Below are 12681 nucleotides of genomic sequence, written 5' to 3' on the forward strand. Positions count from 1 at the left end.
GTGGTGTGGCTGTTATTTTGAGCATTACGCAAACCTAATAGGGGCGGGTGAGATCATGACTAACCTGGTAGAAGTAGAAGACTTTATGCTTCACAGTGAAGAGAAGCGAACCAGCGCGTTCCAGCATGAGGTGCAAACCTGGCTGGAGCGCCATCCTGAAACGCAGTACGTCGACATCCTGTTAAATGATTTAAATGGTGTATTCCGCGGCAAGCGCATTCCAATCTCTGCGCTGTCTAAGCTGGAAAAAGGGTGTTATTTCCCCGCCTCTGTGTTTGCCATGGATATCCTCGGCAACACGGTAGAAGAAGCGGGACTCGGCCAGTCACTGGGCGAACCCGATAATCTTTGCCTGCCCGTCTCCGGTACCTTAGTTCCCTCTGCTTCTGACCCTCAACACATTGCGCAATTGTTGTTAACCATGTGCAACCAAGATGGCACTCCCTTTGACGTTGAACCCCGGAATGTCCTTAACCGGCTGTGGCAACAGCTGCGTAACCGAGGTCTGTTCCCGGTGGTAGCGGTAGAGCTGGAGTTCTATCTGGTGGACAAAAAGCGCGATGCTGAGGGCTTTATTCAGCCACCGTGTTCGCCCGGCAGTGATGAACGCAATATGCAGAGCCAGGTTTATTCGGTGGATAACCTCGATCATTTCGCCGATGTGCTGCGTGATATCGACGATCTGGCGCGTCAGCAGGGCATCCCGGCCGATGGCGCGCTGGCGGAAGCCTCGCCCGGACAGTTTGAAATTAACCTGCATCATACCCGCGACGTGCTGCGTGCCTGCGACCACGCGGTGCAACTGAAGCGCCTGATTCGTCAGGTGGCGGAAAATCACGGTATGACCGCGACCTTTATGGCCAAGCCGTATGAGGAGTACGCGGGCAGCGGGATGCATGTGCATATCAGCATGCTGGATGCCGCCGACCACAACGCCTTCGCCTGTGACGACGGCAGCGATTCTCCGCTGATGAAACGGGCGCTGGCCGGCATGATCGACCTGATGCCGGCTTCGATGGCGCTGCTGGCACCCAATGTGAACGCCTATCGCCGCTTTGTCCCGGACGCCTATGTGCCGTTACAGGCTTCGTGGGGCCATAACAACCGGACTGTCGCGCTGCGCGTGCCCTGCGGTGATATCGACAATCACCGTATTGAGTATCGCGTGGCGGGTGCAGATGCTAACCCCTATCTGGTGATATCAGCTATCCTGGCCGGGATGCTGCATGGGCTGGATACCCAGTTGCCGCTACCGCATCCGGTCACCGGTAACGGTCACCATGCTGAGGGGCTGGCACTGCCCATCCGCCAGAGCGATGCACTGTATGAATTTGACAGTAGTTATCCGTTGCAGAAGTTACTGGGCGAACGTTTTGCCAGGGTCTGGCACAGTTGCAAGCATCATGAACTGATGCAGTTTGAGCGGCTGATTACGTCTACGGAAATCGACTGGATGTTGAAAAACGCCTGAAACGCCGGTTTTCGGGTATTTATGCGCGCTTTTTTTGCATAACATGCCCCAGCGGCTTGTATTCCTGCCACCGGTTAGGGCAGAATACGCGGCCTGCAAAATCAGATGATAACCGACGCTTCACGCGCCGGTTATTTTTTTGCATCCTGTTTTATAAAAGCGTTTTTGCTGACTTAACCGAGGCCGGGCACGCACCCGGATAGATAAACACTGAAAACACGCGTAAGCGTGAGATTGAGGATTAAAAGATGGGGATGTTTTTCACTCTGCCAGCCAACGCTGGTACGCGTTTTCGTGATGACTACGGCGCCGCGTTAACCGCTAACCTTACTCCCTGTCGCGTAATGCGCAGTTGCCCTGTGACCCAGCCCAGCCAGGTTGTCGTACAGGAGGGACTGAAGCATGTCGCTTAATACCTCCGCCGCACCGCAGCGTGCGCAGCTCAAAAAAACACTCACGTTACTTCCGGTCGTCATGATGGGCTTAGCCTACATGCAGCCTATGACCCTGTTCGATACCTTTGGCATCGTTTCCGGTCTGACCGAGGGTCACGTCGCCACCGCTTATGCTTTCGCGCTGATTGCGATTCTGTTCACTGCCGTGAGTTACGGTAAGCTGGTACGCCGCTTCCCCTCTGCGGGCTCCGCTTATACCTATGCTCAGAAGGCGATCAGTCCGCACGTCGGCTTTATGGTCGGCTGGTCATCTCTGCTGGACTACCTGTTCATGCCGATGATCAACATCCTGCTGGCTAAAAACTATTTCGAATCACTGGTGCCGGGCATTCCGTCGTGGATTTTCGTGGTGTTGCTGGTCGGATTTATGACGCTCTCTAACCTTAAAGGCATCAAAACTGTTGCGAACTTCAACAGTGTGATTGTGGTGCTGCAGGTGGTTGTCATGGTCGGGATTACCGCGATGGTGATCTACGGTGTGGCAAGCGGCGTCGGCTCCGGCACGCTGGTGAGCAGCCGTCCATTCTGGTCTGAGAATGCGCATGTGGTGCCGATGATTACCGGTGCGACGATACTCTGCTTCTCGTTCCTCGGCTTTGATGGCATCAGTTCGCTGTCGGAAGAGACCAAAGATGCAGAACGCACCATCCCGCGCGCCATTTTCCTGACTGCGCTGATTGGGGGGGTGATCTTTATCGCGGCGTCTTACTTCCTGCAGCTTTACTTCCCGGACATCACTCGCTTCCAGCATCCGGACTCCTCGCAGCCTGAAATCATGCTGTTCGTGGCTGGTAAAGCGTTGCAGGTCGGCATCCTGATCTTCTCGGTGGTCACGGTGCTGGCATCCGGTATGGCAGCGCACGCTGGCGTATCGCGTCTGATGTATGTGATGGGCCGTGATGGCGTCTTCCCGGAGCGTTTCTTCGGTTACATCCATCCAAAATGGCGTACCCCGTCGCTCAACGTGCTGCTGGTCGGTGCGATTGCGCTGATGGCAATTAACTTTGACCTGGTGACGGCAACCGCGCTGATTAACTTTGGTGCGCTGGTGGCGTTTACCTTCGTGAACCTGTCGGTGATCGCGCAGTTCTGGGTCCGTGAGAAGCGTAACCGTACGCTGAAAGATCACGTTCAGTATTTGCTCCTGCCGCTGCTGGGTGCACTGACGGTCGGTGCGCTGTGGGTAAACTTGGAAGAGAGTTCTATGGAGCTGGGCCTGATCTGGGCCGCCATCGGGATTATCTACCTGGCCTTTGTGACCCGCAGCTTCCGTAATCCGGTGCCGCAGTTCAGCGAAGAAGTTTAATCGCGCTAACGTTGCCGCCTTCCTGGTCTTCCGGAAAGGCGGCAACCGTTTAACTGGCCAGTATCAGCTCCCAGCTACCCGCACTCAGCCATTCCTGCCCTGCATCACTCAGCTTTTTGTCGGTCACAACCACATCAAACTTCTCCAGCGGTAATGCCAGAAACGTCGCAATCCTGTTGTACTTCGAACTGTCACTCAGCAACACGCGTTTGCTGCTCACCTCACTCACTGCCTGCTTCACCATGACTTTATCCTCATCCGGCGTAAACAAGCCTCGCGGCCCCCAGCAGGAGGCGGAAATAAAGGCAATATCGATGGCCAGATGACGCAGGCTGCGTGCCGCCGACTCGCCGACACACGAGCGGTTCTCCCGGCATACGGTGCCGCCAGTATGAATAACCCGGCACTGACTCGCCTCCATCAGCAGATTCGACACCATAAAATCATTGGTCACCACCAGCAAATCATCCCGATCCACCAGCTCTCTTGCCAGCGCTAACGTCGTGGTTCCGGCATCCAGATAGAGGCAGCTGTTACGCGGTATATGCCGCGCTGCGGTGCGACCAATTGCACGCTTTTCATCGTTGTAGAGCGCGCTTTTCGTCAGATGTGACGGTTCAGCCGCCAGCCGATCGGCAGAGCGCACACCGCCCGAAACCGATAACACCGCACCTTGCTCCTCCAGTTTCTGTACATCACGGCGTATGGTCATGTGTGACACCCCCAGCCGCTCTGTAAGTTCTGCAATACTCACCACGCCACGATCGGCAACCAGCGCCAGAATCTGCTGATGACGTTCAACCGGAATCATATCGGCTCCCTGATAATTATCATTTTTTCACATTATAAAGTATCTGCCAGTTAACCAGAACAAAAAATAACAGCTGAAATCACAGCAATGCCTGCTTTTTCAGGGGTTCAGTGCTGTCATGGCTGCGTATAGGATGATGTTAAAAATTGTTCGTGTTCACAAAGTTGATGCTTTTTTGTGAGGCCGGGCACATTTTTACCGACAGGAAGCTGGCAGGATTAACAGTAACAAACAAATAATCACTTAATTTAACAGTGGAGGCGTAACGTGCCAGCTGAAAACATCTGTGTTATCGGGTTAGGTTCTATGGGCATGGGTGCCGCGAAATCCTGTCTGCGTGCCGGTCTTAATACCTGGGGTGTCGATTTAAACCCGGAAGCACTTGAGCGTTTACGCCAGGCTGGCGCGCGCGATGCGCAGCCATCCGCCTCAGCCTTCGCTGACCAGCTCGATGCCATTTTATTGCTGGTAGTGAATGCGCAGCAGGTGAACGCCATTCTGTTCGGTGAAGCGGGACTGGCTGCAAAACTGCGTCCAGGCACGGTAGTGATGGTCTCTTCCACGCTGTCCGCTCTGGATGCGCAACAGATTGAAAAGCGGCTCGCCGAACACCAGCTGCTGATGCTGGATGCCCCGGTTTCTGGCGGCGCGGCCAAAGCGGCCAGCGGTGAGATGACCGTGATGGCCTCAGGCAGTGACGCGGCCTTTGCACAACTGCAACCGGTGCTGGATGCCGTCGCGGCCAAAGTGTATCGCGTGGGCAGTGAGATCGGCCTGGGTTCAACGGTCAAAATTATTCATCAGTTGCTGGCGGGAGTTCACATCGCGGTGGGCGCAGAAGCGATGGCGCTGGCGGCGCGTGCCGGCATCCCGCTGGAAACCATGTATGAAGTCGTCACCAATGCGGCGGGCAATTCATGGATGTTCGAAAACCGCATGCGACATGTGGTAGACGGCGACTACAGCCCAAAATCGGCGGTCGATATCTTTGTGAAAGACCTCAACCTGGTGGCCGATACCGCGAAGTCGCTGCACTTTCCGCTGCCGCTGGCCTCAACCGCACTCAATATGTTCACCGAAGCCAGTAACGCCGGTTATGGCCGTGAAGATGACAGTGCCGTGATTAAAATCTTCAGCGGCATCACGCTGCCGCAGGCCGGGGAGAAACACTGATGCGTCTTGGTGTCATAGCAGACGATTTTACCGGTGCCACGGACATCGCCAGTTTTCTGGTGCAGAACGGGCTGACCACCATTCAGTTTAACGGCATCCCCGTCAGTGAAGAAATCACCGAGCCACAGGCGATTGTGGTCAGTCTTAAGAGCCGTTCCTGCCCGGCAGAGCAGGCGGTTACCCAGTCGCTGGCTGCGCTGGCATGGCTGCAGAAGCAGGGCTGCGAGCGCTTTTATTTCAAATATTGCTCCACCTTCGACAGCACCACGCAGGGCAATATTGGGCCTGTGACTGACGCCCTGATGAAAGCACTGGGTGAAACGCAGACGATCATCTGTCCGGCGCTGCCAGTGAATGGGCGCACCGTCTACCAGGGCTATCTCTTTGTTGGCGACCAGCTACTGTCAGATTCCGGGATGCGGCATCATCCGGTCACGCCAATGCACGACAGCAACCTGCTGCGTCTGATGGCGTCGCAGGCGACAGGCAAAGCCGGGCTGCTCGCGGCGGCGCAGGTCGATCAGGGTGCAGAGTCAGTGCGTCAGGCGCTTGGCCAGCTGGCGGCGCAGGGGATCAACTATGTCGTGACTGACACTCTGCATCAGGCGCATTTGTTGACGCTGGGCGCGGCGCTGAGTGAGATGCGGCTGGTCACCGGCGGGTCCGGGCTGGCTATCGGTCTGGCACGTCAGTGGGCGACGGCGGAGACCGACGCTGAGGCGGAGCAGGCAGGCCGTCCGCAGGGCGATTGCACCGTGGTGCTTTCCGGTTCCTGCTCGCAGATGACCAATCTTCAGGTGGCCGTGTACCGCCAGCTGGCACCGGCCTGCGAAGTAGAGATTGAACACTGTCTGGAAGATGTCGGGGATTATGCCCGTCAGCTGTGCGACTGGGTGGAAGCAAACAGTCAGCAGACGCTGGCACCGATGCTTTTTGCCACCGCTGACGCGCACCAATTGCAGGTGATTCAGCAGCGCTATGGTGCGCAGCGCAGCAGCGAGGCCGTTGAGCAACTTTTCGCGGCGGTTACCCGCGAGCTGAAACAGCGCGGCTGGCAGCGCTTTATCGTGGCGGGCGGAGAAACCTCCGGCGTGGTCGCGCAGAGCCTGGGTGTTACGGCCTTTCACATCGGCCCGACGATTTCGCCCGGCGTGCCCTGGGTTCGCGACATTCATCAGCCGCTCTCTCTGGCGCTGAAATCGGGAAATTTTGGCGACGAAGATTTCTTCCGCCGCGCGCAAACGGAGTTCACTTATGACTGACACTTTTTCTTTAGCGGAGCAGCAGGCGCGTGACGAGATGGTGCGTCTTGGCGCCTCGTTCTTTCAGCGCGGCTATGCCACCGGCTCGGCGGGCAACCTCTCGATGCTGCTGGAGGATGGCAATCTGCTGGCGACACCCACTGGATCCTGCCTTGGTGAATTAAAGAGTGACCGGCTGTCGAAAGTGACGCCTGAGGGTGAATGGCTCTCCGGCGATAAACCCTCCAAAGAGATAGCGTTTCACCGCGCGCTCTACCTGAATAATCCTGAGTGCAGGGCGGTGGTGCATCTGCATAGTCACTACCTGACAGCACTCTCCTGTTTACAGGGGCTGGACCCGGACAACTGCATTCGCCCGTTTACCCCCTATGTGGTGATGCGGGTCGGTGACGTGCCGGTCGTGCCGTATTACAAGCCGGGTGATGGACGACTGGCTGAGGATCTGGCGGCGCTGGCCCCGCGCTACCGCGCTTTCCTGCTGGCGAATCACGGTCCGGTGGTGGTGGGCAAGTCATTACAGGAAGCGGCAGATAACACCGAAGAGCTGGAAGAGACCGCCCGATTGATCTTTACCCTGGGCGACCGCCCGATTCGTTATCTCGATGATGCCGAAGTGGCGGAATTAAGGAGCCGATAATGCCGAAGTTTGCTGCTAACCTCTCGACACAGTTCACAGAATTTCCGTTTGCTGAACGCTTCGCTGCAGCGGCTGAAGCCGGTTTCACGGCGGTCGAATTTCTGTTTCCTTATGACTATCCCGCTGCGCAGATAAAACAGTGGCTCGATGATAACCAGCTGCAACTGGTGCTGTTCAATACTGCCCCGGGCAACGTTGCGGCGGGCGAGTGGGGCGTCTCCGCCATCCCCGGACGGGAAGCAGAAGCAAAGGCGGATATCGATCGCGCCCTGAGCTATGCGCTTGCACTGAACTGTCCGCAGGTTCACATCATGGCTGCGACGGTGCCACCCGGTGCCGACCGCCAGCGCTATGTTGAGACCTTTATCAGCAACATGCGTTATGCGGCTGAGTGCTTTGCACCGCACGGCATCATCCTGCTGATTGAAGCGCTCAACCCGATAACGAAACCCAACTATCTCTATGCCAGTCAGTATCAGACACTGGAGATGGTCGGGCAGATCGACCGGCCCAATGTCTTCACTCAGCTCGACCTGTTCCATGCGCAGCGGGTGGACGGCAACCTCAGCCATCTGATTCGCCACTATGCCGGACGCTATCGCCACGTACAGATTGCGTCGGCACCGGATCGCCACGAGCCGGATGAGGGTGAAGTTAATTATCCCTGGCTCTTCTCACTGCTGGATGAGGTTGGCTATTCCGGTTGGGTGGGCTGCGAGTATATCCCGCGCGGCAACACGACCGAGGGCCTTGGCTGGTTTGCGCCCTGGAAGATAAAAGCCTGATTTAACGCGCTGTAAAAACCGGTGTTTCGGCACCGGTAGGAGGCGGCTTGCCTTTTTCTTGCCCTGCACCTGCTATTTCTCTACGCCGATAACCCAAAAAATATAACAATTTCTGAGGTTTACTATGTCCACCGCACTGCTGTTAGCCATAGCGACCGCCAGCATCGTGATTCTGCTGCTGCTGGTCATCAAAGCCAAAGTTCATCCGTTTGTCGCCCTGTTAATTGTCAGCCTGCTGGTGGCTATCGCAACCGGCATTCCGGCTGAAAAAATCATGGAAACGATTATCACCGGGATGGGCGGGCTGCTCGGTCACATCACCATCATCATCGTGCTGGGTGCCATGCTCGGCGCAATAATTGAAGCCTCGGGTGGGGCTGAATCGCTGGCGCAACGCTTCAGTAAAACGCTGGGGCTGAAGCGAACCGTTGCGGCATTGACCATGGCGGCCTTTATTCTGGGTATTCCGGTGTTTTTCGAAGTGGGCTTTATCATCGTCATCCCGCTGATTTATGGCTTCACCAAAGTGGCGCGTGTCTCACCGCTTAAGTTTGGCCTGCCAATGGCGGGCGTAATGCTGACGGTGCATGTGGCGCTGCCGACCCATCCGGGCGCAGCGGCTGCGGCCGGGATCCTGCACACCGACATGGGATGGCTGATGATACTGGGTATCGCGATTTCAGTGCCGGTCGGGATCATCGGTTACTACGTGGCGAAGGTCATGAACCGTCGCCATTATCATCTGTCGGTCGACGTGCTGGAACAGTTGCAGATGGCGAAACCTGAGGGACAGGAAAAGAAAAATGAGCCAGCACCGCCCGGCGCACTGACCATCAGCGGTCTGATTGTGGTGCCGATTGTGTTGATTGTACTGGGAACGCTATCCCATACGCTGCTGGCTGAGGGGAGTCTGCTGCGTAACGTCATGACCGTGATCGGTACGCCACCGATTGCTCTGCTGATTGCGTTAGGTCTGGCAGCCTGGCTGCTGGGCGTACGGCGTGGCTGGAGCAAAGATAAGCTGGAAGATCTGACTGGCCGGGCCATTCCCACCTCCGCCAGCGTGATTCTGGTGGCCGGTGCGGGTGGAGCATTCGGCAAAGTGCTGGTGGAGTCGGGCGTGGGTAAAGCGCTGGCGGTCACACTTGAAACGCTGCACCTGCCGCTGGTGCCGGCTGCGTTTATCCTGTCGCTGGCGCTACGCGCGTCACAGGGTTCAGCCACAGTAGCCATCCTGACCACCAGCGGTTTGCTGACGCAGGCGGTAACCGGCGTGACGGATATGCAACGGGTTCTGGTCACGCTGGCGGCCTGTTTCGGCGGCCTGGGACTGTCGCATGTCAATGATGCGGGTTTCTGGGTGGTGACCCGTTATCTTGGATTATCCGTCGCCGATGGTTTACGCACCTGGACGGTGCTGACGACAATAATGGGATTAAGCGGTTTTGCGCTGACCTGGCTGGCGTGGGCCGTGCTCTGATTAATTGACATCAGACAATCTGACCCGGCAGGGGATGCCAGGTCAGATTGCTTTCGTGATTCAGGAAACCAGCTCCTGCGCATACAGATAAAGCGCTTTCAGCTGCCCCACCTTTTCTGCATCTGCTTCATGCAGATTGGCCAGTCCCTCCAGCTCCTGCATAAACGCCTGCACCCGCTCAGCGTTCAGCACTTCACGGCGATGCTGCAACCAGCGTTGCTGCTCGGCATCATCCAGCGTGCCGGGGAAGTTACGTGCCCGGTAACGGAACAGCAGTTTCGCCACGCGCTCACTTTCAAAGCTCAGATCCAGCGCAGGCAGATTCGCCGGCGCGGTCTGGCGGATAATATTCATCCCCGCGCGGTCGGCATCACTGAAGAAGCCATCATAGAGTTGCGTGTCCACGTCGTCTGACGGCGTAAATGGCTCCGCTTCGGCAAACAGCGTGACCAGTTTTTCCCGTACATCCGGCTGCTGACGCAGCAGCGCCAGATTCGCCAGACAGTGCTGACGATCAATGCCCAGCCGGGCCGCATCTTCCGGGCGCAGCGTACTGGCAGGGGCCAGCACCGGACACTTATTGATATGCACCAGTTTAACCGGCACAGGGGGCAGATCGCCGAGATCGTTTTTCGGCGTATAAAGACGCTCACGCAGCGTGTCGGCATCCAGTTGCAGCAGCGGCGACATGTCGCCCGCCAGATCCACCACGATCAGCGCATTTCGATTATCGGGATGCCAGGCCAGCGGCACAATCCAGCTGGTGTTACCGCGTGCGGCACCGAACATGCCTGAGACATGAACCAGCGGCTTCATCTGCGGGATGTCGATCAGGTTCATCAGCTTGTTTTTGTTACGGTGGGTAAACAAAAACTCAAACAGTTTGGGCTGCTTCTCTTTGACCAGTTTCGCCATCGCCAGCGTGGCGTACACATCGGACATCGCATCATGCGCATTTTCATGGGATACGCCGTTCGCTTTGGTCAGATGCTCCAGCCGGAAGCTGGGAAAGCCTTCTTCATTTTCCGGCCAGTTGATCCCTTCGGGACGTAACGCATAACAGGCGCGCATCACGTCCAGCAGGTCCCAGCGTGAGTTGCCGTTTTGCCAGGCCCAGCCATAGGGATCGTAAAAGTTGCGATAGAAGATATTACGCGTCACTTCATCATCGAAACGCACATTGTTGTAGCCCACCACACAGGTTTGCTCCGTGGTGAACAGCCCGTGGATGCGTTCAGCGAACGCTGCTTCGATCACGCCCCGACTCATCGCTATCTGTGGGGTAATGCCGGTAATCATCACGGCTTCAGGCTGGGGCAGATAGTCATCAGGGGGGCGGCAGTAAAACACTTCAGGCTCGCCAACCGGATTAAACTCACTGTCGGTGCGCAGGCCGGCAAACTGGGCTGGCCGGTCACGAGACGGGCTGGTGCCGAAGGTCTCATAATCGTGGAAGAGGAAAGTGGGCTGTACGCGGTCGTTATTCAAATTTCATATCCGTTCATTGCGTTCACTGACTTTATGAACAGAAAGCGAGTCACCGGCTTTCTGTTCGCTCTGAATCTCTCTGCGCGCAGCAGGGTGCGTTATGATCGTTCTGTCTGATGTGCGCTGACCGGGGTTCAGCCATACAGTGTCATTATAGCGGCCCATGGCTGCGCCTGACGCCATCCCTGTATGGTAAACCATATTCCGGCACGCCTGAAGTTAAGGGTTTAGCCAGCCTGACATCTGTTTTTGCCGCCAGGCAGCAACAATCGCCGCTTCAGACGCATAAACCCCTATTGCTGAAGACTGGGGCCATTCGGAAACCGGAAGCCGTTTCGCATTTTTTCAATGCCTGGGCTGACTACGCCCAGGCTATTTCACACGACTACACCTGCATCTTCTCTTTCCTGACGCCAGCTGACTGCCGTAAGCTGACAAACCAAACGCATCTGACACCAGCCCGGTTCATACTTTTTTTCAATTTATTCAAACCTTCACAACGCTTTTGCCGTAAAACGTGCGGCTGTTTCCGTTTCGTTTTAGAAATTTTCTCTCCCGTGCAATTAAGGATGAAGTGTTGAAAAGGCGTCTGCTGTTCACCGTTACCGTTACTGTTTTCTGGGCCTCGCTGGCACAGGCTGATGCGATCCCCTTTCCTGTGACGCCTCCGGCGATTGATGCCGCTTCCTGGGTGCTGATGGATGCCACCACCGGACAGGTCCTGACAGCGGGCAATCCCGATGAACGACGCAACCCCGCCAGTCTGACCAAGCTGATGACCGGTTACGTGGTCGATCGCGCCATCGACCAGAAAAAAATCAGTCGCGATGACATGGTCACGGTCGGAAAAGATGCCTGGGGGGCGGGTAATCCGGTGTTCAAAGGCTCCTCGCTGATGTTTCTGAAGCCTGGCGATAAGCTGAGCGTCCGCGATCTCAGCCGTGGTGTGATCATCGATTCCGGTAACGACGCCTGCGTTGCGCTGGCTGATTACGTGGCGGGTAGCGAAGCGAACTTCGTCGGCATGATGAATCACTACGTTGAGAAACTCGGTCTTCAGAACACCCATTTTGAAACCGTACATGGTCTGGATGCGCCGGGCCAGTTCTCCAGCGCGCTGGATATGGCGAAGCTGTCACGCGCCATTATTGATGGTGAGCCTGACTTTTATGCCATGTACAGTGAGAAGACACTGACCTGGAACGGCATCACCCAGAACAACCGTAATGGGCTGCTGTGGGACAATAATCTGCACGTGGATGGCCTGAAAACGGGTCACACTGAGACCGCAGGCTTTAACATTATCGCCTCGAATGTAGTGGGCAGGCATCGCCTGATCGCCGTCGTTATGGGCGGTAAAAGCGCGAAAGGCCGGGAAGAGCAGGCGCGTAAACTGCTGGTCTGGGGCCAGAACACCTTTGATACCGTTCAGCTGTTCCATGCCGGTAAGAAGATTGGCACCGAAAACGTCTGGTATGGCAATCCTCATCAGGTTGATGTCGGCACCGCAGACGATATTTATCTGTCGCTGCCGCGCAGTGAAGTGCAGAACGTGAAGGCGAAGTACGTTATCGATCGCAAGGATCTGGAAGCGCCGTTGAAAGCCAACGAAGTGATCGGTGAAATTCAGGTGATGGATAAAGATCAGCAGATTGCGCACTATCCGCTGGTGGCGCTGAGTGCGGTTGAACCTGCAGGTGTTATTACCCGCCTGACGGATTATCTCAGGCAGAAGTTCTGATTATCTGATTTGCAGCACTAAAACGGGTAGCCTGTGGGCTGCCCGTTTTCACATGGATTCGCCATGCAGGTG

Annotated in this window: 10 protein-coding genes; 8 read left to right on the forward strand and 2 right to left on the reverse strand. The window is 56.4% G+C overall.

Annotated elements, in window-relative coordinates:
- Positions 1–55 precede the first annotated feature (55 nt).
- The gene (locus tag ACR8BF_RS07100; RefSeq protein ID WP_434745776.1) at positions 56–1471 is read left to right on the forward strand and encodes a glutamine synthetase family protein; all 1416 of its coding nucleotides are present in this window, start codon (positions 56–58) and stop codon (positions 1469–1471) included.
- A 402-nt stretch (positions 1472–1873) separates the two neighbouring features.
- Positions 1874–3232 (forward strand): APC family permease, encoded by a 1359-nt coding sequence (locus ACR8BF_RS07105; protein ID WP_010248042.1) that lies wholly within the window; start codon positions 1874–1876, stop codon positions 3230–3232.
- Positions 3233–3281: 49 nt separating this feature from the next.
- Here ACR8BF_RS07105 and ygbI read toward each other — a convergent pair whose 3' ends face one another.
- Positions 3282–4043, reverse strand: a complete 762-nt coding sequence (ygbI, locus tag ACR8BF_RS07110) for a DNA-binding transcriptional repressor YgbI (RefSeq protein WP_434745777.1) — start codon at positions 4041–4043, stop codon at positions 3282–3284.
- 267 nt (positions 4044–4310) lie between these two features.
- On the opposite strand from ygbI, the gene ltnD reads away from it, so the two are divergent.
- The 5 genes from ltnD (at position 4311) to ACR8BF_RS07135 (ending at position 9380) form a co-directional block, all read left to right on the forward strand.
- Positions 4311–5216: an L-threonate dehydrogenase gene (gene ltnD / locus ACR8BF_RS07115; RefSeq protein ID WP_434745778.1), complete on the forward strand. Its 906-nt coding sequence runs from the start codon at positions 4311–4313 to the stop codon at positions 5214–5216.
- Positions 5216–6478 carry a 3-oxo-tetronate kinase gene (otnK, locus tag ACR8BF_RS07120; RefSeq protein WP_434745779.1) on the forward strand — a complete coding sequence of 421 codons (1263 nt, stop codon included), beginning with the start codon at positions 5216–5218 and terminating at the stop codon, positions 6476–6478. The genes ltnD and otnK overlap by 1 nt, the downstream gene beginning before the upstream one ends.
- Positions 6471–7115 carry a 3-oxo-tetronate 4-phosphate decarboxylase gene (locus ACR8BF_RS07125; RefSeq protein WP_179895350.1) on the forward strand — a complete coding sequence of 215 codons (645 nt, stop codon included), beginning with the start codon at positions 6471–6473 and terminating at the stop codon, positions 7113–7115. The genes otnK and ACR8BF_RS07125 overlap by 8 nt, the downstream gene beginning before the upstream one ends.
- On the forward strand, positions 7115–7900 hold the full coding sequence (locus tag ACR8BF_RS07130) for an HPr family phosphocarrier protein (RefSeq protein WP_434745780.1): 786 nt from the start codon (positions 7115–7117) through the stop codon (positions 7898–7900). Before ACR8BF_RS07125 ends, ACR8BF_RS07130 begins: the two co-directional genes overlap by 1 nt.
- Positions 7901–8024: 124 nt before the next feature.
- Entirely contained in the window at positions 8025–9380 is a 1356-nt protein-coding gene (locus ACR8BF_RS07135) for a GntP family transporter (RefSeq protein ID WP_292992200.1), read from the forward strand.
- 60 nt (positions 9381–9440) lie between these two features.
- Here ACR8BF_RS07135 and sbcB read toward each other — a convergent pair whose 3' ends face one another.
- Positions 9441–10868, reverse strand: coding sequence for an exodeoxyribonuclease I (sbcB, locus tag ACR8BF_RS07140; protein WP_179895353.1), 1428 nt, complete (start codon positions 10866–10868; stop codon positions 9441–9443).
- A 577-nt stretch (positions 10869–11445) separates the two neighbouring features.
- Here sbcB and dacD point away from each other — a divergent pair.
- Positions 11446–12609, forward strand: a complete 1164-nt coding sequence (gene dacD / locus ACR8BF_RS07145) for a serine-type D-Ala-D-Ala carboxypeptidase DacD (RefSeq protein ID WP_313700530.1) — start codon at positions 11446–11448, stop codon at positions 12607–12609.
- The last annotated feature ends 72 nt before the right edge of the window (positions 12610–12681 follow it).

Origin of the sequence: Candidatus Pantoea rara, from assembly GCF_051136265.1 — a bacterium.
GTDB classification, from domain to species: domain Bacteria; phylum Pseudomonadota; class Gammaproteobacteria; order Enterobacterales; family Enterobacteriaceae; genus Pantoea; species Pantoea rara.